Annotated in this window: 24 protein-coding genes; 12 read left to right on the forward strand and 12 right to left on the reverse strand. The window is 63.6% G+C overall.

What is annotated here, in order from left to right:
• The first annotated feature begins 106 nt into the window (after positions 1-106).
• Genes ACIQLI_RS14605 through ACIQLI_RS14620 form a run of 4 tightly spaced genes read left to right on the forward strand, consistent with a single transcriptional unit; the run spans position 107 to position 4445 of the window.
• The gene (locus ACIQLI_RS14605) at positions 107-1033 is read left to right on the forward strand and encodes a carbohydrate ABC transporter permease (RefSeq protein ID WP_089596338.1); all 927 of its coding nucleotides are present in this window, start codon (positions 107-109) and stop codon (positions 1031-1033) included.
• Positions 1033-1974 (forward strand): carbohydrate ABC transporter permease, encoded by a 942-nt coding sequence (locus ACIQLI_RS14610; protein WP_091552267.1) that lies wholly within the window; start codon positions 1033-1035, stop codon positions 1972-1974. The genes ACIQLI_RS14605 and ACIQLI_RS14610 overlap by 1 nt, the downstream gene beginning before the upstream one ends.
• 5 nt (positions 1975-1979) lie before the next feature.
• On the forward strand, positions 1980-2678 hold the full coding sequence (locus ACIQLI_RS14615) for a DUF624 domain-containing protein (protein ID WP_400389729.1): 699 nt from the start codon (positions 1980-1982) through the stop codon (positions 2676-2678).
• A gap of 18 nt (positions 2679-2696) precedes the next feature.
• The gene (locus tag ACIQLI_RS14620) at positions 2697-4445 is read left to right on the forward strand and encodes a beta-galactosidase family protein (RefSeq protein WP_400389732.1); all 1749 of its coding nucleotides are present in this window, start codon (positions 2697-2699) and stop codon (positions 4443-4445) included.
• 233 nt (positions 4446-4678) lie between these two features.
• Here the strand turns inward: ACIQLI_RS14620 and ACIQLI_RS14625 are convergent, their stop codons facing one another.
• The 3 genes from ACIQLI_RS14625 to ACIQLI_RS14635 all read right to left on the reverse strand — a co-directional run bounded on the left by ACIQLI_RS14625 (position 4679) and on the right by ACIQLI_RS14635 (position 7898).
• Entirely contained in the window at positions 4679-5020 is a 342-nt protein-coding gene (locus tag ACIQLI_RS14625) for a hypothetical protein (RefSeq protein WP_354227586.1), read from the reverse strand.
• 101 nt (positions 5021-5121) lie between these two features.
• Positions 5122-6840 (reverse strand): amidase, encoded by a 1719-nt coding sequence (locus ACIQLI_RS14630; RefSeq protein WP_400389735.1) that lies wholly within the window; start codon positions 6838-6840, stop codon positions 5122-5124.
• The gene (locus ACIQLI_RS14635; protein ID WP_400389738.1) at positions 6840-7898 is read right to left on the reverse strand and encodes an agmatine/peptidylarginine deiminase; all 1059 of its coding nucleotides are present in this window, start codon (positions 7896-7898) and stop codon (positions 6840-6842) included. Before ACIQLI_RS14635 ends, ACIQLI_RS14630 begins: the two co-directional genes overlap by 1 nt.
• Positions 7899-7981: 83 nt before the next feature.
• Between ACIQLI_RS14635 and ACIQLI_RS14640 the strand changes: the two genes are divergently transcribed.
• The 3 genes from ACIQLI_RS14640 (at position 7982) to ACIQLI_RS14650 (ending at position 9836) form a co-directional block, all read left to right on the forward strand.
• Entirely contained in the window at positions 7982-8617 is a 636-nt protein-coding gene (locus ACIQLI_RS14640; RefSeq protein WP_354227582.1) for a TetR family transcriptional regulator C-terminal domain-containing protein, read from the forward strand.
• Positions 8618-8674: 57 nt separating this feature from the next.
• Positions 8675-9325 carry a hypothetical protein gene (locus tag ACIQLI_RS14645; protein ID WP_400389740.1) on the forward strand — a complete coding sequence of 217 codons (651 nt, stop codon included), beginning with the start codon at positions 8675-8677 and terminating at the stop codon, positions 9323-9325.
• Positions 9326-9410: 85 nt separating this feature from the next.
• Positions 9411-9836, forward strand: coding sequence for a hypothetical protein (locus tag ACIQLI_RS14650; RefSeq protein ID WP_400389743.1), 426 nt, complete (start codon positions 9411-9413; stop codon positions 9834-9836).
• Positions 9837-9908: 72 nt separating this feature from the next.
• On the opposite strand, the gene ACIQLI_RS14655 is transcribed toward ACIQLI_RS14650, so the two are convergent.
• Positions 9909-10217, reverse strand: coding sequence for a DUF3040 domain-containing protein (locus ACIQLI_RS14655; RefSeq protein WP_400389745.1), 309 nt, complete (start codon positions 10215-10217; stop codon positions 9909-9911).
• 286 nt (positions 10218-10503) lie between these two features.
• On the opposite strand from ACIQLI_RS14655, the gene ACIQLI_RS14660 reads away from it, so the two are divergent.
• On the forward strand, positions 10504-10905 hold the full coding sequence (locus ACIQLI_RS14660; RefSeq protein ID WP_400389748.1) for a hypothetical protein: 402 nt from the start codon (positions 10504-10506) through the stop codon (positions 10903-10905).
• Positions 10906-10909: 4 nt separating this feature from the next.
• Here ACIQLI_RS14660 and ACIQLI_RS14665 read toward each other — a convergent pair whose 3' ends face one another.
• The 4 genes from ACIQLI_RS14665 to dnaK form a co-directional block, all read right to left on the reverse strand.
• Positions 10910-11332, reverse strand: coding sequence for a heat shock protein transcriptional repressor HspR (locus ACIQLI_RS14665; RefSeq protein ID WP_354227570.1), 423 nt, complete (start codon positions 11330-11332; stop codon positions 10910-10912).
• Positions 11333-11342: 10 nt separating this feature from the next.
• Positions 11343-12323 carry a DnaJ C-terminal domain-containing protein gene (locus ACIQLI_RS14670; RefSeq protein WP_400389752.1) on the reverse strand — a complete coding sequence of 327 codons (981 nt, stop codon included), beginning with the start codon at positions 12321-12323 and terminating at the stop codon, positions 11343-11345.
• Between the two features lie 178 nt (positions 12324-12501).
• Positions 12502-13161 carry a nucleotide exchange factor GrpE gene (locus ACIQLI_RS14675; RefSeq protein WP_172323961.1) on the reverse strand — a complete coding sequence of 220 codons (660 nt, stop codon included), beginning with the start codon at positions 13159-13161 and terminating at the stop codon, positions 12502-12504.
• 2 nt (positions 13162-13163) lie between these two features.
• Positions 13164-15029, reverse strand: coding sequence for a molecular chaperone DnaK (gene dnaK / locus ACIQLI_RS14680; RefSeq protein WP_400389756.1), 1866 nt, complete (start codon positions 15027-15029; stop codon positions 13164-13166).
• A gap of 252 nt (positions 15030-15281) precedes the next feature.
• Here dnaK and ACIQLI_RS14685 point away from each other — a divergent pair, with 252 nt between their 5' ends.
• Complete coding sequence (locus tag ACIQLI_RS14685) at positions 15282-15839, forward strand: hypothetical protein (RefSeq protein WP_400389759.1); 558 nt, start codon at positions 15282-15284, stop codon at positions 15837-15839.
• On the opposite strand, the gene ACIQLI_RS14690 is transcribed toward ACIQLI_RS14685, so the two are convergent.
• The 3 genes from ACIQLI_RS14690 to ACIQLI_RS14700 are packed head-to-tail and all read right to left on the reverse strand — an operon-like array spanning position 15814 to position 18252.
• The gene (locus tag ACIQLI_RS14690; protein ID WP_400389762.1) at positions 15814-16707 is read right to left on the reverse strand and encodes a DUF817 domain-containing protein; all 894 of its coding nucleotides are present in this window, start codon (positions 16705-16707) and stop codon (positions 15814-15816) included. The two genes, ACIQLI_RS14685 and ACIQLI_RS14690, sit on opposite strands and share 26 nt — an antisense overlap.
• The gene (locus ACIQLI_RS14695) at positions 16700-17491 is read right to left on the reverse strand and encodes an oxygenase MpaB family protein (protein ID WP_400389765.1); all 792 of its coding nucleotides are present in this window, start codon (positions 17489-17491) and stop codon (positions 16700-16702) included. Before ACIQLI_RS14695 ends, ACIQLI_RS14690 begins: the two co-directional genes overlap by 8 nt.
• A gap of 17 nt (positions 17492-17508) precedes the next feature.
• Positions 17509-18252, reverse strand: coding sequence for a TetR/AcrR family transcriptional regulator (locus tag ACIQLI_RS14700; protein ID WP_400389768.1), 744 nt, complete (start codon positions 18250-18252; stop codon positions 17509-17511).
• A 141-nt stretch (positions 18253-18393) separates the two neighbouring features.
• Here ACIQLI_RS14700 and ACIQLI_RS14705 point away from each other — a divergent pair, with 141 nt between their 5' ends.
• The gene (locus ACIQLI_RS14705; RefSeq protein ID WP_400389770.1) at positions 18394-19320 is read left to right on the forward strand and encodes an NAD-dependent epimerase/dehydratase family protein; all 927 of its coding nucleotides are present in this window, start codon (positions 18394-18396) and stop codon (positions 19318-19320) included.
• Here the strand turns inward: ACIQLI_RS14705 and ACIQLI_RS14710 are convergent.
• Complete coding sequence (locus tag ACIQLI_RS14710) at positions 19317-20168, reverse strand: phytanoyl-CoA dioxygenase family protein (RefSeq protein WP_400389773.1); 852 nt, start codon at positions 20166-20168, stop codon at positions 19317-19319. The genes ACIQLI_RS14705 and ACIQLI_RS14710 overlap by 4 nt on opposite strands.
• 111 nt (positions 20169-20279) lie before the next feature.
• On the opposite strand from ACIQLI_RS14710, the gene ACIQLI_RS14715 reads away from it, so the two are divergent.
• Both ACIQLI_RS14715 and ACIQLI_RS14720 read left to right on the forward strand, forming a co-directional pair.
• Positions 20280-21125, forward strand: coding sequence for an AraC family transcriptional regulator (locus ACIQLI_RS14715; protein WP_400389775.1), 846 nt, complete (start codon positions 20280-20282; stop codon positions 21123-21125).
• A gap of 160 nt (positions 21126-21285) precedes the next feature.
• Positions 21286-23301 (forward strand): hypothetical protein, encoded by a 2016-nt coding sequence (locus ACIQLI_RS14720; RefSeq protein ID WP_400389778.1) that lies wholly within the window; start codon positions 21286-21288, stop codon positions 23299-23301.
• Positions 23302-23310 lie beyond the last annotated feature (9 nt).

The raw sequence follows: 23310 nt of genomic DNA on the forward strand, positions 1-23310 counted from the left end.
AAGCAACTGGTTCCGGTGCTGCGTCCCTGGACGCGGCACCGGAACCGGACCTGAATTCTCCGGATCCTGAAATGGAGGAACGCCCCCGACGCCGGGAGCGGTCATCATGACTACAGAAACAATCACCCAGGCACCTGCCCCCGTGCACAGCCGCGGCAACAGGAAGCAAGCCAGGCGCAACACGCTGATCGGCTGGACGTTCATCCTTCCGAACTTCCTTGGCTTCCTGGCCTTCACCCTCATTCCAGTCGTGGCCGCTTTCGCGCTCTCCTTCATGGAATGGACCTCATTCAGCGCTCCCAAGTGGGTTGGCCTGGCCAACTTCGAGCGGATGTTCGCATCCGACTCCTTCTGGATCGCGTTGCGGAACACCCTGGTCTACGCCTTGGGCCACGTCCCGCTCACCATGGCCCTGGCCCTCATCCTGGCCATGCTGCTGAACCGCAAGCTCAAGGGCATCGGCTTCTTCCGCGTCGCCATCTTCTTCCCCTACATCACCTCGCTGGTGGCCGTCGCCGTCGTCTGGAACATGCTGTTCAGCCCGGACAGCGGCCCCATCAACCAGTTCCTCGGCGCTATCGGCATCGCCAACCCGCCGGGCTGGACCTCCAGCTCCGATTGGGCCATGCCGGCTGTGATCATCACCAGCGTGTGGCGCGACATGGGCTACTACATGGTCCTCTACTTAGCCGGCCTGCAGGCGATCCCCACCGAACTGTACGAAGCCGCCGAAGTTGACGGTGCCAGTGCTTGGCAGCGCTTCTGGAACGTCACCATCCCGTCCCTGCGTCCCACCACGTTCTTTGTGGTGGTCATGCTGACGGTTTCCAGCTTCAAGGTGTTCGACCTCATTGTGGTCATGACCAACGGTGGCCCCGGCCGCTCCACCACAGTGCTGTCCCAGCTGATCTACCAAGAGGGCATCGGCGAAGGTAAGTTCGGGTACTCCTCGGCCATTTCGCTGGTCCTGTTCATCATCGTGCTGACGGTTACCGTCCTGCAGTTCAAGATCCAACAGCGGAGGGAACGCTGATGACCAACATGGCCGAAGACCTCAAAGCCACTCATGTGACGGACGCAGCACCGCTCCCGAACGGCGCACCTACTGCGGAAGACCGCCGTCGTACTGACCGCAAACGCTCCCCGCGCGAGCAGAAGAAGCGGACCGCGAACATCGTAATCTACGGTGTCCTGGTGGTCCTGGTGGCGGCGCTGATGGTGCCGTTCATCTGGATGCTTTCCTCGTCATTGAAGGAGAACAACCAGGTCCTCACGGTGCCCATCCAGTGGATTCCGCAGGAGTTCGTGTGGAGCAACTACACGGACATCTGGACCCGTATTCCCATGATGGGCTACCTGCAGAACTCGCTGTACCTCGCCGTCATCATCACCTGCCTCCAGGTCCTCACGGGCTCCCTGGCTGCCTACGGTTTCTCCAAGGTCCGCTTCCCGGGCCGCGACGTCCTGTTCCTCGCGTACATCGGCACCATCGCCGTTCCGTGGCAGGCCTACATGGTGCCGCAGTACATCATGATGCAGAACCTTGGCCTGACCAACAGCTTCAACGCCCTGATTCTCTTGCAGGCGTTCGGCGCCTTCGGCGTGTTCCTGATGCGCCAGTACTACATGACCATCCCGGACGAGCTCTGCGAAGCGGCGCGCATCGATGGCCTCAGCGAATACGGCATCTGGGCCCGCGTCATCCTGCCCCTGTCCAAGCCGGCCCTCGCCAGCCTGGCGCTGCTCACGTTCGTGAACACGTGGAACGACTACATGGGTCCGTTCATCTACCTCACGTCCAACCGTCTCTGGACTGTCCAGCTGGGCCTGCGGTCCTTCGTGGGCCAGTTCGATGCCGAGTACGCCATGATCATGACCGGCTCCGTGATCTCCGTGATCCCCATCCTCATCATCTTCCTCATCGGCCAGCGCTACTTCATCCAGGGCATTGCCACCAGCGGGATGAAAGGATGAGTAGTGTGAGCGCTAAACCGCGGCGGTGGGCCGGGCCGGGATTCGAGACCTTCGGGAGTATTTTCGGGTTCATTTACACCTTCCTTGCCGGGAACGCACTGCTCGCCGTGGCCAACGCTCCGCTGGTCCTCAGCCTTTCGCTGGTGGCCGACCCCGCTTCTGCGTGGCCGTTCTTCCTGGCGCTCTCGGTCACCGTTGCGCCGTCCCTCGCCGGCATCTTCGCTGCCTTCAAGGCCTTGAACGACGACGGCGGCGCGGTCAAGCCGGTTGCCGCTTTCCTCCGGGGATACAAACGCAGTTTCGCGAAGGCCGCACTGCTCGGCGTGGGTGCCGTGGCGCTGCTGTTGTTCCTCGGCGTGGACCTGGCCGTCATCCAGAACAACGCTTCTACCCTTCCCGGTGCGGCTCTTTTGGTGCCGCTGATTGTCGTAGCAGCCGCCGTGACGGTGAGCCTTGCCGTCACGGCGATTGCCGGCGTCGTACTCCTGCCTGAGGCGAAGCTGAAAAGCATCTTCAAGGCTTCGCTTTATCTGGTGGCGCAGCGCTGGTACCTCAGCCTGGCCATGCTGATCCTGCTGGGAATCATCGTGTCCGCCGCCGTGATGCAGCCGGTCCTGGGTATCGCGTTGGCGCCGGCACCGCTGCTGTTCGTGATCTGGAGCAACGCCTCGTACGCTTTCCACGCTGTGCTGCGTTCCGCGTAGACCCTGTTAGGACCTTTCTTGAGCAACTTCGCAATCGGCGATCAGGACTTCCTCCTGGACGATCAGCCGTTCCGCATCCTCTCCGGTGCCATCCACTACTTCCGGATTCATCCCGATCTGTGGGCGGACCGGATCCATAAGGCCCGGTTGATGGGGTTGAACACCATCGAAACGTACGTGCCGTGGAATGAGCACTCGCCTTTTCCGGGTGCTTTCGTGGCCGACGGCGGGCTGGACCTGGGGCGCTTTCTGGACCTCGTGGCGGATGCCGGGATGCGCGCGATAGTCCGGCCCGGTCCGTACATTTGCGCCGAATGGGACAACGGCGGCCTGCCCGCCTGGCTGTTCACCGACCCCACGGTGGGCGTTCGCAGCAGTGAACCCGGCTACTTGGCAGCCGTCTCTTCCTACATGGAGTCCGTGCTGGCTTTGGTGGTGCCCCGGCAGATCACGCGGGGAGGGCCAGTGATCATGTTCCAGATTGAGAACGAGTACGGCGCCTACGGGAAAGACAAGGAGTACCTGCAGCATCTGGTGGACCTGTCCAAACGCTCGGGTGTTGATGTTCCGCTGTTCACCTGCGACCAGCCGTTCGGGACCATGATCGAGGACGGATCGCTGCCGGAACTGCACAAGACCGGGACGTTTGGCTCGCGTTCGCTTGAACGGCTTGATTTTTTGCGGGAACGGCAACCCACGGGACCGCTGATGTGCGCCGAGTTCTGGAACGGCTGGTTCGATAACTGGGGAACACACCACCACACCACCGACGCCGCTGCTTCCGCCGCCGAACTCGATGCCCTGCTCACTGCCGGGGCTTCAGTGAACATCTACATGTTCCACGGTGGCACCAACTTCGGCTTCAGCAACGGGGCGAACGACAAGGGCATCTACGAGCCCACCATCACCTCCTACGACTACGACGCTCCCCTGTCCGAGGACGGGCATCCGACGGCCAAGTACTTCGCATTCCGGGACGTCATTGCCAAGCATTTCCCGGTTCCGGCCGAGGTGCCGGCTCCCCGGGTGCCCGTTCCTGCTTCTGTGGTGGCGGTTTCTTCGACGGCGCCTGTGCTCACTGCTGTGTCTACGTCTTTGGTGAGGGGAACCGTTCCGCCCGTCGAGGTGACGGGGCACTACCGGGGCTTCTATCTTTACGAAGCCTCGCTTCCTGGTGGCGGAGTCCTGTCATTCACCGAGGTTCGTGACAGGGCACAGTTCTTCCTGGACGGCGTGCCCGTGGGCGTGCTGAGCCGGGAATTGGGCGAGCGCTCGATTGTGATCCCCGGTGGTGGCCGTCTGCAGATTCTCCTGGAGGACCAAGGCCGGGTGAACTACGGGCAGAGGATCGGCGAAGCCAAGGGCTTGATGGGGCCCGCGCTGCTGAACGGCGTGGAAGTTGTTGATTGGGAAGTCGGCGCTGTTGATCTGGGTTCGCTGGAGGCCTTCCGGGCCTCAGCGGTTGCTCTTCCTCGCGGCGCCGCGTCCGCCGGTGTGGCCGGTCCGTCGGTTTCGTTCGCGACCTTCGACGCCGCTGGCCCGGGAGACCGATTCCTCCGCCTCGAAGGCTGGACCAAGGGTGTTGTTTTCGTGAACGGCTTCAACCTTGGCCGTTACTGGAGCCGCGGACCGCAGCGCACGCTGTACGTGCCGGGTCCGCTGATCCGGGAAGGTGCCAACGAGCTCGCCATCCTGGAACTCCACGGAAGCGCGACGCGCGAGGTGGGTTTCGCCGTCGGGCCTGATCTCGGCCCCGACGAAAAGTAACCGTCTCTCACATCCCACCTGTTTGAACCCAACCGTCTCTCACTTTCTTCAGGAAAGTGAGAGACGGTTCGGGTTTAAGGGACGGGACGTGATAGAGGGTTGCCCCCAAAGGGATGGGAAGTGAGAGATGGTTTGCGGCGCGCAAAAGGGACCGGTTGATCAACCGGTCCCTTTGCGTGTTCAGCTCTCAGCTCTATGTCTTCAACGACTGAGCGTTCAGCGCGCGGGCGTCTTTAGCCGCGGCAGAGCTCGCCGTACTTGGTGCCGGCTTCCTGGTAGGCAGCGCCGAGCTCAGCCAGCTTGGCCTCGTCGGGTGTTTCTTTGGCCTGCTCATCCATGTACTCCAGGATGGCGCTGACAACCGGCTTCATGTCGTTGGAAGCCACGGGCTCGATGGGCCGGATTGCGTTGGCAACACGGATGGTGGCGGTCTGGCTGGCGTTCTGGGGAATGCCGGCTGCAGCGACGCCAACGCGGTCGCAGGTTTCCGCGGTGGTCAGCTGCTGCTGGGCGGAACAAGCGGATGCCGAGGCAATGAGCCCGGCAGCGATCAGGACAGTGGTGAGTTTCTTCATGATTCCCTCAGTGGTCGACGTCCCTTTGATTGTAATCAGAGCCGGGGCCCGGTCACGCATTAGGTCCGGCTTGCCCGCAATCAAATCCGCCGTCGAATCCGTTACAGCGCGGGTGTCCGGGGTGGCGCCGTCCGCCGTGAGCCCGTTGCTTCGAAGGCCGAGGCCAATGTCAACAGCGCGGTGTCGTCGTAGGCGCGGCCCGCAAAGGTGAGGCCCACGGGCATACCAATATCCGCCATGGTTCCCATCGGTACGGTGACTGTGGGGATGCCGAGGTGCCGGGGAACAAGGTTTCCGTTGGCCACCCACACGCCGTTGCGCCAGCCGAGGTCCGCGGAGGCCGGGTTAACGTCCATGTCTGCGGGTCCGACGTCGGCTGCTGCCGGGAACAGGACGGCGTCCAGCCCCAGGCCGTCCATCCAGTCCTCCAGGTCAACGCGCCGTGTCTCCTCCAGGCCGCGCAGCCCGGATTCGAGCTCCGGAATCTCGGTGAAGCTGGATACGCCGCGCTCGCGGACCTGCCGGGGGTAAGCGGAGATATGGTCGTCGAATCCGGCATAACGGTCCGCCAGGGCGCCCTTCGGGTGCGGGAAGATCCTTTCACCGTCCACGTCGGCGAGCCTGTTGAGGGATGGATCGCCGTTGGCACGCAGAAAGTCGTCCCACGCCCACGCTGAGAGGTCCTCAATTTCACGTTTGAGGTACCCGGAGCTGACCAGGCCGCGGGTGGAGATGGTGGGTGCGCCGGGTCGGTCACCTTCGTAGTTTGAGACCACGGGGAAGTCCACCAGCACCACTTCGGCGCCGGCCGTTTCAAGGTCCCGCTTCGCCGCTTCCCACAGGTCAATCACGGAAGCCCGCGTCTCGATGCGCTGGCCGGTAGGTCCGCCAATTCCAGGCTGTGTGCTGGTTCCGGCATCCGGGTCTGCGTTAATGTACATGCGCGGCACTCCGAAGCGCTTGCCCCGCAAAGCCGACCGTCCGCCGTCGAGCGTTTCCGAAGCCAGCGCCACGTAAGACTCCGGCCGGACTTCGGAGGACTTCGGAAGCGAAATCCACGGCTGTGCGCGCCAGAAATCACCGCGGGATTCGGCGTCGTCGGCCACGATGACGTCCAGCAGTTCCAGCATGTCGGCCATGGTGCGGGTGTGCGGGACCACCACGTCCATGGTGGGGACCAGCGGCCAGTTGCCGCGTACCGAGATGACGCCGCGCGAGGGCGTGTAAGCGCACAAAGCATTGTTCGACGCCGGTGCGCGGCCACTTGACCAGGTCTCCTCACCCAGGCCGAAGGCCGCGAAGCTGGCAGCCGTCGCGGTGCCGGAGCCGTTGGAGGAACCGGAACCGAACGCTGCCGTCAGGAAGTCCGCGTTGTAGGGGCTTTCGGCGCGTCCATAGACGCCACGCTGCATCCCGCCGTTGGCCATGGGCGGCATGTTGGTGAGGCCGATCAGGACTGCGCCGGCGTCCCGAAGGCGCTCGATGGTGAACGCATCCCGCTGCGCCACCAGATTCTCAAAGGCCGGCGAGCCGGCCGCGGCCGTGAGTCCCTTGGCCAGGTAGCTGTCCTTGGCTGTGTAGGGAATACCGTCCAGAGTGCCACGCACAGTCCCCTGCGCCCGGCGCGCGTCCGAAGCCCGGGCGTCGGCCAGAGCATCGGGATTCATGACTACCAGAGCGTTGAGCTTGATGCCGGTGCGGTCATAGGCCTCGATGCGGTCGAGGTAAGACTGGGTGAGCTGTTCGCTGGTCACCTCCCCTGCCTCCAGGGCCTCGCGCAGTTGCGCGATGGAGGCTTCAACGACGTCGAAGTGGGCCATTACGCTGCGTCCCCGTTGAACTGCGCCGCGCTGAGACGCGGCTGCTGCTGGGTGATGCAATGGATGCCACCGCCGCGGGCCAGAATGGGCCGGGCGTCCACGGTGACTATGCGCCGGCCGGGGTAGGCCTCGGCCAGGATTTCTGCTGCAACGGAGTCAGCACGTTCTTCGCCGTAACCGCAGGCGATCACGCCGCCGTTGACCACGAGGTGGTTGACGTAGCTCCAGTCCACGAAGCCGTCGTCGTCGCGCAGCGTTTCGGGCGCGGGCAGCGGCACAATCTCGAAGGGCTTGCCCGCCGCGTCTGTCTGCGTTTCCAGGAATGCCTGAAGCGTGCGGCTGACCTCGTAGTCCGGGTGCTCAGGATTGGTCTGGGAGTGCAGCAGGATACGGCCGGGAGTGGGGAGGGTGGCCACCATGTCGATGTGACCGCGGGTGCCGAGATCCTCGTAGTCGCGGGTCAGTCCGCGGGGTACCCAAACGACTTTGGTGGCTCCGATGGTGCGGGCCAGTTCGGCTTCAACACCCGCCTTGTCCGCAAAAGGATTCCGGCCCGGATCGAGCTGCACTGTTTCTGTGACCAGCACGGTTCCTTCGCCGTCCACGTGGATGGCGCCGCCCTCATTCACCAAGAGGGAGCTGACCAGCTCAGCACCGGACTTTTCCGCAACAAAGCGCCCCATTCCGGCACTCTTCTGCCACTCGGACCACGCCGGAGCGCCCCAGCCGTTGAAGATCCAGTCCACGGCGCCAAGCACGCCGGGACGTTCATCGTCGAGCACAAAGGTGGGTCCGACGTCGCGCATCCAGAACTCATCCAGCGGCGCCTCGACCTGCTCGATGTCACTGCCCAGCATGCGGGCGGCGCGTTGGTGCTCGCTGGGGTCCACCACCATGGTGACCGGTTCGAATTCGGCCACGGCATGGGCGACGGCGGTCCAGGCCGCGTAGGCCTCTTCGGCCGAGGCGGCGTCGTCGCCGAGCGTCAGGCCGGTGCGGGGAAACGCCATCCAAGTGCGCTCATGCGGTGCGGTTTCGGCCGGCATTCTCCAAGCCATGGGTGACTCCTTCGTCTTCAGTACAATTCTCCTGTTGATCACACGATCAACAATGCTGCAAAAGTAATCTAGACTGGTCTTTGATGTCAAGCACTCCACAGAAGCGCGCGCTCCGAAAGTCCCCGGCCGAGCGCGCCGCAGAAATCACCGAAGCCGCCCGCGAGATCGCCCTCGAGGCGGGCCTCACCGCACTCACGCTGCGCAATGTTGCCGCCCGTGTTGGTGTCGCTTCAGGCTTGGTAGCGCACTATCAGCCCAATATGGACGCTCTCGTTTCCAGCACGTTCGCCACCATCGTGGCCGCGGAAACACAAGAAGTTGCAGGCTTGCTGAGCCAGCGTCCCGGGCCCTCCGAACGGCTCGGCCTATTGGTAGACACCCTCCTGGACAACAGCAGGCTGGACGTCACCGCAATCTGGGTGGAGGCCTGGACCTTGGGACGCCGCAACGAAGCCCTGGCCGCCTCAGTCCGGGAGCAAATGGACGCCTGGCAGAAAGTCTTCCAAGGCGTAGTGGAGGACGGGAACGCGACCGGAGCGTTCAACGTTTCCGATGCCGCCGCCGTCGCCTGGCAGATCCTCGGCATGGTGGACGGCCTAAACGCGCAGGCCTTGGTCCGCTGGGACGGCGTCAACGATCGCGGCACACACCTTGCCCGCGCGGTGGAGGGAATGGTGGGCGCGGCCCCCGGATCGCTCGCTTCCAAACCCGGCGCGTAGGGAAGCCGATCAGTCCAGTCTTCGGGAGCCGCCGCACCCTGCCCTAGGCTGGGATGCATGGCGATCATTCACAAGGCAAACCTGTCCCCGTCCAAGCTCGAACTCATCGCCGGCTACCTGCCGAAGCAGCCCTGGTTCATCCAGGACGGCACGCCGGAGCTTATTGGCGCCTACCGTTTTGACGATCCCGCCGGCGAGGTCGGGATCGAGACACACGTGGTCGCCGCCGGCGATCGCATCTACCAGGTTCCCCTCAGCTACCGGGGCTACGAGCTGGCCGGCGCTGAGGAGTGGCTCATCGGCACCATGGATCACTCGGTCCTGGGCAAGCGCTACGTGTACGACGCCTGCGCCGACCCCATCTACGTGAAAGCCCTGGCCACCGCCATTTTGACGGGCCAGGAAGAGGCCCAACTGATCGTCGACGGCGAGCCGGAGCCCCGTCCCAGCTCAGTGACGGTGAAAGGCAGCGGAAAACTCGACGGCGGCGTCCCTGCCCTGAGTGCCTCGGCACCGGTTTCGGGCAGCGGCGTGACCATCATTGATGCCGGCGAGCTGCGGTTGAAAGTGGCCCGGGTGGTTGACGTGGCCGCGGACTCTTCTGCCAGCTCGGCGGCTGCTCCTGAGCTCCACGGCGAGCTGACCCTCAGTGGTCAGTGGGCAGGGTTGGAGAACCCGGTGGAGCTGGCTGCTGTAGTCCGCGACTGACGTTTCCACGCCGGGGCATCTGTTAGGCGCAGGGGCTCCGGCGTAGGCTGGCTAGCGGAGACATCTACGCCTGGAGGGGTGCATCATGTACAAAGCACAGAACATCATTCCCGCCGCGCAGGATCTGGCCCGGGAGTGGGTTTCACACGCGGCGGACGGAACGTCGTCCCAAGCCGATGCAGTGGTGAGGTGGGCCTTGACCCGAATCAATCATGCCGATGTCCCGTCCGTGGTTCACGGCGTCATGCTCACGCTGACAGGAAACAAGAAGGCCGCCAAAGAAGCCCAGCGCGCGGCGGCCAAAGCTGTGACAAGGGCAACGCAGGCCTTGAAGCGGAACAGCCGGCAGCGCGCTCCGCGCCTGTCCGGGTGGATGATCGGCCTGCTCATCGGGGCTGTTGCCGGCGCGGGCGCTGTCCTGGCGTGGCGGATGATGGTCCCCCCGGGCGAACCTCAACCCGTCAAGCAGCCAGAGGCTCCGGTCCAGCCGCCCGTGCCACCGGTTCCCTAGGGGACGCCTCTCGCACGAGTGCACTGAGCAGCACCATAGCTGTGTGCCCGACCCGGCAGGCATGTAACCCAGCTAAGGTACGGGTTCGCCGTCGTGCCTTCCAGACTTTCTCCGAAGCGAGGTCCCGGACAGCAGCCAATACGCCCCGCCGCTGGCCAGAAGGAATCCCAGCACGCCCAGGACAACAAGCTGAGTGACGATGCCGGCGATTACCATCGCAAAGCCGCCTAAAACGGCCAGACTGCCAAGGATAGTACGGGCAGCCTCTCCCCGAGGTCGGCCCGATGTCAGCTCGGAGGCGAGATCGGGATCGGTCGAAGCGAGTTCCCGCTCCAGCTCTTCCAAGCTCCTGCGTTCTTCATCGGACAACGACACCGTCATCACCCTCACGATGGTCGGGCCATCAGCACGCGCGCTGCTTGCCGTGCCATGCCTTCATTATCTGCCCGTTTTGCCGATCAAGCCACAGGTCCACCTGACGGGACCAGCCACGCTGTTCAGTGGAGACCCGGCGCGGGCCAGCCGGGCGGCGTCGACCTCAAGCTCCCGTGCAAGGTCATTGCCAGGTTCGACTTACTAAGGGTTCTCAGCATGCTTACGATGGTGTGGCGGGTTACGGCCTGCTCATGCACGGACCACCGAACGCCGACGGAAAGTTGAACTCCCCATGGCACGAAGAGACTCCATCAAGGCAGCAAACCTCACCGGAACGGGTTCCAAACGGCGCGGACCGGGACGCGCCATCTGGCTCATCGCAGCGGGCTTGGTCGCCGGAATAGCCGGCGGAGCGTTCGCCTTCCGGATGCTGGTCCAGCCTGGCGAACCTGAGCCGGCCAAAAAGCCCCGGGCCCAGCCCGATGAGATTCTTGTCCGTGAAGAGCCGGTGGAGATTTCCACCAGAATGCGGCCTGGGGAATGGACTGAAGAGTCGCTGCAAGCGCATCTTGAGGATTACCGGCAGCAGATCCGTGACATGGGTGCCAAGGAGTCGCAGATCGTCACCAACGTGGAACGGACTGAAGAGGGTGCTGCCCGGGTAGTGGTGAGCTGGGACCGCAGCCGGGCATAGCGGGCTACTCCCCGACCCGCGGCCTCCACACCACAACAGCTTGGGACCGCGCCCGCGGCCTCTGCCCACGGGCAAGGCTGACGACGTCGCCCGCCGCACCTGCCGCGAAGATGCGCGCATCCAAGGGTGAGCGGCGGCGCGAAAGCTCCTCCGTCAGTTCGGCCACCCGGTACTGCAACGCAGCAACCTGGTTTTCGAGGTCGAGGATGCGTTTGATGCCCTCAAGCGAGACGCCTGACTGCGAGAGGCGCTGGACCTCCCGCAGCTTATTGACGTCGTTCTGCGAGTAGCGGCGGGACTTCCCGGGCGCACGGCTGGGCGAAACGATGCCCAAACGGTCGTACTGGCGCAACGTCTGCGGATGCATGTCGGCAAGCTCCGCAGCGACGGAGATGACAAAAATCGGCTGGTTGACGTCGATGGCCATGACCGCCTCCTTACAACCGGGCCTTTGCGGCCAGGTCGTGACGCGGGTCGGCATCGGTGGTGGCTGCAGCGAACGCCTTTACGGATTCCTCCGCTTCCTTGTTCAGGTTCTGCGGAACCGCGACGTCGATGGTCACCAACAGGTCTCCGGTCGCCTTGGACGTTTTCACGCCACGGCCCTTGACCCGGAGGGTACGGCCCGACGGCGTTCCGGCCGGGACGCGCACCTTGACGGTGTCGCCGTCGAGCGTGGGAACCTCGATGGTGGCGCCGAGCGCCGCCTCCGCGAACGTGACCGGCACGTGGATGCGAATGTTGTCGCCGTCGCGGTGGAAGAAGTCATGCGGCTTCACGCTCACCGTGATGATGAGATCGCCGTTGCCGGCCGGGCCGACGTTGCCCTTGCCGCGCTGGCGGACTTTCTGCCCGTCCTTGATTCCGGCCGGGATCTTGACGTCGATCACGTTGCCGTTGCTTTCGCGCAGGCTCACCGTAGTGCCCTTGATGGAGCCGGCAAACGAGATGGACGAGGTGGCAGTACGGTCCGAGCCCTTCTGCGGAGCCCGCTGGAATCCGGTCGGTCCGGCGCCGCCGAAGCCGCCACCGAACAGGTCGGCGAATTCCGGAGGAATGCCGCCGCCCGCAGGCTGACGGGCACCCGGCCCGCCGCCGAACAAGCCACCGAACAGGTCCTCGAACCCGCCGTTGGCTCCTGCCCCACCGCGGCCAGCACCGGCACCCGGAGCAAACCGGGCACCTCCCATGGCACGGATGGCGTCATACTGCTGCCGGTCCTCAGGACTCGACAACACCGAATAAGCCTCGGAAATGTCCTTGAACTTCTTCTCCGCAGCAGCATCCCCCGAATTCGTATCAGGGTGGTACTGCCGGGCGAGCTTGCGGTAAGCCTTCTTAATATCCGCGTCGGACGCGTCCTTGGCGATACCAAGGATCGCGTAAAAATCCTTTTCAACCCAGTCCTGGCTGGCCAAGAGCGTTTCCTTTCTACAACAAACAAAGCGTACGGCGAGACTACCTCTAAGCCGTAGCGGATGAGGGGGCCCGGGAGTGGCATCGGGCCTGCCGAAGCCGGGTGGCCAAGGATCGCAGATCCTCGGCCACCCGGCGAAGGGGCGGGGCCCCCTCATCCGCGAAGGCGGAAGGTGAGACCTACGCCGGGACAGCCACGATGACCTGGGCTGCACGCAGGACCCGCTCGCCGGAGCGGTATCCGGAGCGCAGCACCTGGCTGACCGTGTCAACCTCGATGTCTTCGCCGGGCTGCTGGATGAGTGCCTCGTGGATGGTGGGGTCGAATTCGACTCCAGTGTCCGCGATGCGTTCCAGTCCGTACGTCTTCAGCGCATTCTCCAGCTTGGTGGCGATGGCGGCGAAGGGGCCGTCTTCGAGGTCACCGTGCTGGCGTGCGGCGTCGACGTCGTCCAGCACCGGGAGCAGGGAGTTCAGGACGCCAATGACGGCCATCTCCCCTGCTACGGCACGGTCGCGTTCGACGCGCTTGCGGTAGTTGACGTACTCAGCCTGAAGGCGGAGGAGGTCGTTGCGGAGCTCCGCTGCCTGGGCTTCAGCTGCGGCACCGGAGGCTACCGATTCCTCGGCCGGCACCTCTACCCCGTTGAGGATTTCCTCAGCCTGGGAGAGGGCGTCACCGTCCGTGGGAGCGGCGTTGCCTTCGGTGGGAGCCGCAGCTTCGCTGTCAGGCTGACGTGCCTCGCCGGTCTCCGGGTCAACCTTGCGGTTGTCCCGGATAACTGGCTTGCGCGGCTCGTTGCCTTCTGAGTGCTCTGCTTCGTTGCCGTGGTGAGGCATGGCTACTTCTTCGCTTCGTCTTCGTCGATGATTTCGGCATCAACGATGTCTTCGTCGTCAGCAGCCTTGTCACCGGCGGGAGCGCCTTCAGCACCGGCACCCGGAGCATCAGCTGCGGCGGCCTGCGAGTAGATGGCTTCGCCGAGCTTGGTCTGCGAGGCCTGGAGCTTCTCGAACGCAGTCTTTACGGCTGCGTCGTCGGTGCCTTCCAGCGCGGACTTGAGGGCGTCGACGTCGGCCTTGACCTCGGTCTTGACCTCTTCGGGCAGCTTGTCGTCGTTGTCGGCGATCAGCTTGTCCACGGAGTAGGCGAGCTGCTCTGCGGAGTTACGGGTGTCCGTAGCTTCGCGGCGGGCCTTGTCTTCTGCAGCGTGCTCTTCGGCTTCACGGACCATGCGGTCAATGTCGTCCTTGGACAGTGCAGTGCCACCGGTGATGGTCATGGACTGTTCCTTGCCGGTGCCCTTGTCCTTGGCGGACACGTGGACGATGCCGTTGGCGTCGATGTCGAAGGTGACCTCGACCTGCGGGACGCCACGCGGTGCCGGAGCGATGCCCGTCAGTTCGAACGTGCCCAGCGGCTTGTTGTCGCGGGTGAATTCACGCTCGCCCTGGAAGACCTGGATGGCAACGGACGGCTGGTTGTCGTCAGCGGTGGTGAAGGTCTCGGAACGCTTGGTGGGGATGGCGGTGTTGCGCTCGATGAGGTGCGTCATGACACCACCCTTGGTTTCGATGCCAAGGGACAGCGGGGTGACGTCGATGAGGAGGACGTCCTTGCGCTCGCCCTTCAGGACACCGGCCTGCAGAGCGGCACCAACGGCCACAACTTCGTCCGGGTTGACGCCCTTGTTGGGCTCCTTGCCGCCGGCGAGTTCCTTGACGAGCTCGGAGACAGCAGGCATACGGGTGGAGCCGCCGACGAGCACGATGTGATCGATGTCGGAAACCTTGATGCCGGCTTCTGCGATAACGTCCTGGAACGGCTTCTTGGTGCGGTCCAGCAGGTCCTTGGTGAGGTCCTGGAACTTGGCGCGGGTCAGCTGCTCGTCCAGGTGGACCGGGCCGTCGGGGGTGACGGACAGGTACTGGAGGGAGATGTTGGTGCTGGTGGAGGAGGACAGTTCCTTCTTGGCCTGCTCTGCAGCTTCACGGAGACGCTGGAGGGCGATCTTGTCCTTGGAGAGGTCGATGCCCTTGACCTTGAGCTGGCTCAGGAGCCACTCGACAACGCGGTTGTCCCAGTCGTCGCCACCGAGGCGGTTGTCACCGGCGGTTGCGCGGACCTGGATGGTGGAGAAGTTGTCTTCGTCCTTGCCAACCTCGAGGAGGGAGACGTCGAAGGTTCCGCCACCGAGGTCGAAGACCAGGATGAGTTCGTCTTCCTTGCCCTTGTCCAGGCCGTAGGCCAGTGCAGCCGCGGTGGGCTCGTTGACAATGCGGAGGACGTTGAGGCCTGCGATTTCGCCGGCTTCCTTGGTGGACTGGCGCTCGGCGTCGTTGAAGTAGGCCGGAACGGTGATCACAGCGTCGGTGACCTTTTCGCCCAAGTAGCTCTCGGCGTCGTTCTTGAGCTTCATGAGGATACGCGCGGAGATTTCCTGCGGCGTGTACTTCTTGTCATCGACGGCGACGTTCCAGTCAGTGCCCATGTGGCGCTTGACGGATGCGATGGTGCGGTCGATGTTGTTGACGGCCTGGCGCTTGGCGATTTCACCAACCAGGACTTCGCCGGACTTGGAGAACGCAACGACGGACGGCGTGGTGCGGCCGCCTTCTGCGTTGGCGATAACCGTGGGCTCGCCACCTTCGAGAACAGAGACCACGGAGTTGGTGGTTCCGAGGTCGATACCTACTGCACGTGACATATCTTGTTTCCTTTCAATGGCCGATGTTGGAGATTGCACCTGACAGCGGTCCGCTGGGCGGTCTACGTGCCGGAAGCCTGCTCAACAATCGGCTAGTTGAGCGTTCTGCACTCAACTGTACTCAGCCTCAGGTTTAAGTCAATCCAAAGTTGAGTGAAGTACGCTCAACTTTGTTTTCCAAGCCGAAAAGTTCCCCGGAATCACGGGGCGCAGGGGCTGGTTTCGCCGTCGGTGAACTGCGAGACTGGCGCGATGAGGCTCACTGGATTCCTGCCCCCGGACGCGTTCTGGGCCATGAATGGCCGGATGGATCAACAGGTCCGGGACGGCGCCGGACTTCTCCCGCTTTTCAGGATCAACAGCTGGGATGGCCCAATGATGCTGGGCTCCTGGCAATTGGATGGCAGCGAGGGCGGCGTGATGCACGGCAACGCCTTTTCCCCGACGGGACCGCTGGTGGAGGTCGTCACAACAACCCAGGATCCCCGCGAGGTGGCAAGAAACCGATGGCGTGCTTCTGCCGGAGTTCCACACAATTTGGAGGAACTTCAGCGCCAGGACGCCGTCTTCAACGCGCTCCATAGTGAGCAAATCACTATCACCGCTGGGAGCAGTCCCATTCTTTTCACGCTTTGGCCCGCAACCGACGCCTGGCTCGCGGCCGGCCACATTGGTGGCTGCGGCCTGGTCATCGACGCCCAACGCAAGCCACCACAACCGGATGCTGTCACCCTAAGCCGGGTCTCCGACGTCGAGCCTTTGCTTCAGGCGCGCCGCAACGCACTCAAGGCGCTACGCGGCGAAGCCTAGGAACCTCGGCGGCATCAGAAGCGTCCAGCGGCTCCGGCTTGTACACCCACGCCACCAGCACCACGGAAATGATCATGAGCAGGAACCACGCCAGAAGCTTGTCGATGGAGACCGCCTGCCAGCCCTCCAGCTGATTTGGATACAGCCACGCACGGGACCAGGTGCCGATGTTCTCGGCAAACCAAATGAACAGCGCCACCAGCAGGAACGACACCAGGATGGGCATGCGGAAGCGACGGCGGAACACCCTGAAGTGCATCACGCACCGCCCGTAGACAAGCACGACGGCGGCCAGCAGCATCCAGCGGAGGTCCACGATGTAGTGGTGCGAGAAGAAGTTCACGTAGATCGCGCCGGCAACGAGGGCCGTGATCCACCGGCGTGGGTATCGATCGAAGCGGAGGTCGAACAGCCGGAAAACCCGCACCATGTAAGACCCCACGGCGGCGTACATGAACCCGCTGAACAAGGGCACGGCACCGATCCGGAGGACGCCCTCCGCCTCATAGGCCCAGGATCCGACGTCCGTCTTGAACAACTCCATCACCGTGCCCACCACATGGAACAGCACGATCACCCGCAGCTCCCGCAAGGTTTCCAGCTTGAAGGCGATCATCAGAACTTGAATGACGACGGCGGCAAGGGTCAGGAAATCGTTCCTGGCCAGACCAGCATCGGACGGATACCAGAGACGGGCCCCGATGATCACCGCGAGCAACGCTGCGCCGAACACGCACGCCCAGGCCTGCTTCAGTCCAAAGACCACGAACTCGGTGAGCCCGGCGTGCAGGCGGCCTCCCCGGAACCGGTCCAAGTAGCGGTGGGCAAGGGCGTCGATGGATTCTTCCACCGAGGTGGAGTTACGCATGCGGGGCCCCGGCTTTCACATCAAGCCGGCCCAGGTAGTAATCGCGGGGCCAGTGCCGGATCCGCTGCGGCAGCCGCGGATAAACGCGACCCATCAGCCGCATGGTCCGCTCAAACCGGCGGGCGTGGCCGGCGCTCCACTCAAAACCGAAGCCTTCACGCAGGTGGTCGGGCAACAGGCCGGCGGTCAGGAAGCGTGCCAGCGGCATCGCCAGCCGCAGGAGCCGCGGTCCACCAGTCGGATGGAGCAGGTTCCGGGCAACCCTCAGCGCTTTATCGTCGGGCTGGAGTCCGCGCACGTGACTGTCCCAGTAGGCAGCGAACGCAGCACGGTCGGCCGGCCACCTGTCCGCCGGAAGCTGCAGGGCTGTCCCGATCCGCGCATACTCCCGGTAAATGCGGTCGGCGGTGACGTCGTCGAGCGTTCCATGGATCTGCTCGTAAACCGTAACGGCGGTGTCGTAGAGCGTGGCGACCACCCATAGCTGCGACCCGGCGTCGAAGGCGTTGTATCCCTTGGAGGCACCGTCCGGCCCGCGGCGAACGGGCGCATGGGCGCGGTTGACGGCGCGACGAACGGCCTTAAGCTGCTCTTCGGACCCGTAGACCACCGCATATACGTATGTCATGGTGGCACGCAACCGGTCCATGGGGCGCTCAGCGAAATTGCTGTGCTCAGCTACGCCGTGCCCTACTTTGGGGTCGGCGATTTGCAGGAGAATGGCGCGTCCGGCACCGGCGAGCAGGACGCCCTCCGCACCGATGTCTGCCAGCCCTCGAACCATCTGAATACTGTAGCGCCCTAGCCTTGGAGCCCCACCACGCCCTGAAGGACGCTCAGCTGATGGTCAAAAAGCTCATCGCGCGCAGCGAAGGTATCGCGTCCGTACTGCCCAAAAACCTCAAAACTGATGGCACCGAACACGGACGTCCACACCAGGACACCCCGCGCCAAGGTTGAGTCGGGTGCGGCGAGATTCATCTCGCCGCGAATGGCTGCCAGGTCCGCGGCCAACTTTTCGGGAAACACGACGGCGGGACTCACCGCGGCGTTGAGCGCGCCTGCCCGGTAGGCGGCATCGAAGATACCGACGAGGCGGACGATGACCCGCGTTCCAGGGACGGTAGTGCGCTCACCCGGTGCTTGATACCCCGGGACGGGACTGCCGAAAAGGAGGGAATAGCTGGCCGGTTCGCGGATGGCCCACGAACGCACCGCCTTAGCCAGTGCCCTGAATTGCGCTGCGAAGTCATCCTCGGCCTCAGCTTTCACTGCTTCATCGACGTCGTCGCCAAGCTGGTTGTAGGCGTCGATCAGCAGGAGCGTGAGGAGTTCATCACGGTTCTCTACATAGCGGTACACGGCAGAGGACACGACGCCGAGATCCCTCGCCACTGCGCGGAGGGACAGGGCGGCCGCGCCGTGAACAGCAAGGTGCTCGCGACCGAGCCGAACAATGTCGGCAATGGTCTGCGTTCGGGCACGTTCGCGGGGAGTCGAGGGCTTCTCCTTGGCTTTGACGGCGGCGGGTTCAGCTGAAGTCATGATCACAGCTTCCCACAATAGAGAGCGCTGTCAACAAACGAGAGCAGTGCTCTTTACATTGAGGTTTTGAGCGCTCATCCTGATTGAGAGAGCATTGCTCTCGCTTTTCGATTTTGCGTCATCAAACCGGAAGAGGAACCCATGTACGTCGTCACAGGAGCAGGACCCGTTGGCTACACTGTCGCGGAGCAACTGGCAGAGCAGGGTCATCGAGTCCGGGTGCTGACCCGCTCGGGCAGCGGTCCGGAGCACCCCCTGGTGGAACGGATCCGGGCGGACGTCTCGGATCCTGCGCAACTGGATCAAGCAGTGGAGGGCGCAGCCGCTGTTTTCCATTGCATTCACGGTTCCGCTTACCGGGCATCAGCATGGGCTGCCGAACTCCCCCACGCCGAGCGGGTGGTGATGGACGCAGCGGAGGCCGCGGGCGCCGTCGTCGTCTTCCCCGAAAGTCTCTACTCGTACAGCGAGCCGGACCGGATCATGGCGGAATCGAGCCCGCGGGAAGCAACGGGCGGCAAACGGGGCATTCGGACTGAGCTGCTGAAGGCCCGGCAGGCGCACGCGTCCACCACGGTCAGTGTGGTTGCCGGCGACTTCTTCGGGCCACGCGTGAAGACAGCTCATGCCGGCGAGCGCATGGTCACGCCGATCCTGGCAGGCAAGGCGGTGCAGTTCATCGGAGCTACGGGCCAGCCCCACTCCTTCACATACGTCCCGGACCTCGCAGCGGCGATGATTGCAGCCGCGCAGAAGCCCGAGCTGTGGAACAGCGTGCTGCATGCCCCCACCGGCCCGGCGGTGACCCAACGGGAAATGGCCATAGCCCATGCGACCGCCGCGGGTACTGCTGCACCGAAGGTGAGTGCCGTGCCGGGTTGGGTGCTGCGGGTGGCGGGCATCTTCTCCACGGACATGCGCGAGCTGGCCGAGCTCCTGTATCAGTTCGAGCGCCCGTTCGTGATGGACTCGGCCGCGAGCCAGCGGCTTCTGGGCTTGGAACCGACTCCCCTGCCGGAAGCTGCAGCGGCCACCGTGGAGTGGTGGAAAGTCGCCGCGGCGGGTTAGAGGCCGTCGTCGTAACTCCAGTGCTCCTGCCAGCGCCAATCGATAGGTTCGCTGAGACGCTGGTAGCGGATGTCGGTGGACAGGCGCATGGTGCCGTGGCGGTCCGTGTTGTCCAGAGCGGCATGAACAATATGAGCTGAGTGGACTACGACGTCACCCACCTCGTAGTCGGTAACGAGCCACCTGGCATCGCGCTCGTTCGCCAGCCCCGGAAGATCGGCGGTGATTGAGGCGGCAGGCATCTTCAGGGTTCCCTCACGCTCCTGGGCCATTACCCAGTGGTGGCTGCCCTCAAGGTAGGCCAAGCCACCCCGCTCCCGAGGGCAATCGCCCAACGGTATCCACATGGAGAGCACGCGATCGCTGCCCTCGCGGAGATAGACCAGATCATAATGGGCCTGCGTGGCCGTGCCGATGCCGCTTTCGCCCGGTTTGGTGTGGCGGATGATCTTGCGGCGGTGCAGATGGACATCATCGCCGAGGAACCAAGCGAACCAGTCGGCAATCCCCTCCGCAGTACACAGCGCCTGGTACTCCGGCCCCGGCACGATGCGGTCGAAGAGCCCCCGGCGCAACGCGGCACGGTCCACGTCACCCGGCGCTGCAATGCCATCACGTGGATCCGTTCCAGCCGCGTACACATTGGCGGCGGCTAGGGACTCAAAGTAGAACTCCCGAAAATCCAGCAGCTGGTCCGTTTTCAGCTGTCCCTTCAAGTAGAGGTAGCCTTCCCGGCGGAGCCTTGCCCACAGTGCGTCACGATCCCTGCGCTCGGCAGGCGGTACTGGTTCCAGCTCAGCGAGGCGGGTCTCCGATTCGTCCAAGGCGTAGCCGTTAGAGGTCAACATGTTCTCCACTGTGTCAGTGGAAGGCAGTGAAGTGAATGGACTCCGGCTTCCTGCTACTTGGACTTTTGTGCGGCTTGTTTTGGCCTTCGGGTAAGGGCAGCATGGGAGCCTATGGACAATTGGTCAAGTTACCGCCATCCGGCACTCCCCCTTCGTGACCTTGGCCTTGCTTGTCTGGGCGCCGGGGAACAAAGTGGCCTGTTACCGTCTTTTGCCGGCCGGACGCTCAGCAGCCACGGCATCGTGTTGGTCTCCGAAGGTTTGGGCCACTTTTCTGTTGACGGTAAAAGATTCGAAGTCCACGCTCCCGCGATCATGTGGCTTTTTCCGGGCATGAGCCATGGGTACGGACCGGGTCCTGCAGGGTGGAAGGAACACTGGCTGTTGTTCACCGGACCTATGGCGAGAGCGTTTGAAGAGTTGGGGTGCTTCGCCCGCGACTACCCCTTGCTGCAGCTTGATGGTTCCTCAGAGCGCGGCCTGATGGATCTACTTGGACTTTTTCCAGCCCTGCGTGCGGCTCTCTCGATGGGCGGCCACCACTCAGACTTGGACGCTTCGCTACTCTGCCAGCGGGTACTCGTCGAAGCTGGCAAGCATCGTAACCATGGCGCCAGTGGTTCCCCCGGAGATGAAGAGAAACTGCTCAGCAGGCTTCATGAGCTGGCCCATCTCCCGCTCAGCTTGCCGCAATTGGCCGCTTCCTTGAACCTGACTGCCCCTGAACTTCGGCACGCAGTTCAGACAGCGACGGGCTTGGGGCCGAAGGAGCTGGTGATCCAGCTCCGGATGTCGCGTGCCCAATCGCTCCTGGCGGACACTGACCTGCCGGTCCAACGCGTCGCCACGCTCACCGGATACGACGATCCCGCCTACTTCAGCCGGCTCTTCACCAAGAAGACGGGCTTTCCTCCGAGCCAATTCCGCCGGGATCATCACCGGAAAAGTCCGCACTGACCTCCACTCAGCCAATGTCTGAAAATGTTCGAATCATGGATTTCCCAGCCCCTGCCTGAAACCCTGATTGCAGTGCACAGGACGTCTCCGGAACGTCCCCATCGACACCACACCACCCAACGATCACTGCCCCACGGGATACTCAATGAGGAGATCTTCCATGTCCACATTTGCCATCAATCGTCGTCAATTGCTGCAGACCGGGGGCATCGGCGGACTCGCCGTAGCACTGTCAGCAATGTCCTCCGGCGCAGCCCACGCTGCACCACAAAAGCAGACCGCTGGTGGTCCGCAAATCACCGACCTGGGACCCGCCGTCGTGCAGTTTTCACTGATGAGCTCGCTGCTGGTGGGCGACACCGTCTACATCGGTTCCCGCAACCTCAATCCTGTAAGGATCATCGGCTTCCACCTCCCCACCCGCACCATCACTTCAAGGACAGACCTCGGCTCCGGGTACAGCATCCAAGCCCTGGCTGCTGACTCCACCGGCCGCTACCTGTACGCCGGCGTGCTGCGCGAAGGCGTCGATGGGAAGCCCAACCTCTACCGCTGGGACCTCAGCACACCCAATGCTCCGGCAGTGGGTGTCGGCGAAACAGGAGACCGGGACATCCGGGCTTTGGCTGTAGCCCCTGACGGCAAGGTCTACGTCGCCGGTGGCGGGCTGACCACCAACGCACCCTCCCTCTGGGAATACGATCCCGCCACGAATGCCATGACCAGTTGGGGTGTCCCGGACCCTGGAGCCACGATTGCCCAGGCTGTGGCCGCTACTGCCAGCCACGTGTACTTCGGCACAGGCAGCACACTGGGAGGTGGCAACGGCTCCAGCCCGGCCCGCCTCTTTGCGTTCGATCGGACAACGAAGACCTCCACGAACATCCTTCCGGCCGAGGTGGCTACCGGTGTGTCCGTGACCTCCTTGAGCGTCCTGAACGGACAGCTGGGAGTTGGGGTCAAGGGACCCGGAAAGTCCGTGCTGATCAATCTGGCGGACCACTCCAAGTACACGGTCATCGGCAAGACCGGCGTGATGTTCCGGCAGTTGGGCAACGACGTTTTCTTCGTCAAGGAGCCGGGCGTCTGGTCCTACAACATGGTCAGCAAAAAGATCACCCAGATCCTCACGGAGGATGTTGGCGCCATGTGGGGCTTGGACGTCTACGGCAACAAGGCGCTCACCGTCTCTTCCTACGACGTCATTGAAGTCGATCCTGTGGCGAAGACCGCCGTTAAGCATGACCTCACCCAGGCTGGAGCACCGGGCGGACCGCAGTCGTGCATGGGCCTCGCCGCGGGCGGCGGGGACGTCTATGTGGGCGGCACAGGAACCATCGCGCGTCACCAGCTGGCCTCAAACCAGGTTTCCTACCTCCGGGCGACGGGCGAGGCCAAGGACGCCGTGGTGGTGGGCGGAATACTGTTCACGGGTCAGTACAACTCCAGGGGCATCTACTCCTACGATCCCTCTACCGGGCAGCTCCCCTATCAAGTGGCTGCCCTTCCTGCCGGGCAAAACCGCCCACTGGATGTCTGCTGGGACGCCGTCAACGGGTTGGTCATTGCCGGCGCGCAGAACGATACTGGCGGAGGCGGCTGCTTCGCCGCGTACAACCCGGTGACAACGCAGGTCATCACCAAGGTCAATCCAATCGACGCCCTCCAGATGGTCCGGGCCGTCGCCACCAAAGACGGAGTGGCATACCTCGGCGGGGACAACATCTACGCCACCGGCCCCCGGAGCACCGTGGTTGCCTGGGATCCGGTAGCAAACCAGGAGCTGTGGCGCCTTGACCCGGGCCAGCCCCAAGGGATCGCCGCAATGGCCATCCACGGTAAGTTCCTCTATGGCATGTCACGCAAGGCTGCGGGCCTGTTCGTCATTGACCTCGACACCCGCCAAGTGGTTCACCGGGGCGACCTGAGCAGCGTGTGCACGGACTTCGGCGCCCTCCAAGTCAGCCGCGGGATTGTCTACGGCGTCTCCGATACCACGGTGTTCCGCATTGACCCGATCACGTTCGCGGCGTCCGTTGTTGTGGCAGAGATCAATGGCGGCTGGTACAGCGGGCCGCACATCACAGCCGACGAGGACGGTCTGCTGTACACGCTCCGGGGACCCAACCTCGTGCGGATTGACGATCAGCAGGCGATGCAAACCATGCGGCGTTAGGCCGAATCC

This window comes from Paenarthrobacter sp. NPDC091669 (assembly GCF_044756725.1).
GTDB classification, from domain to species: Bacteria; Actinomycetota; Actinomycetes; order Actinomycetales; family Micrococcaceae; genus Arthrobacter; species Arthrobacter bambusae_C.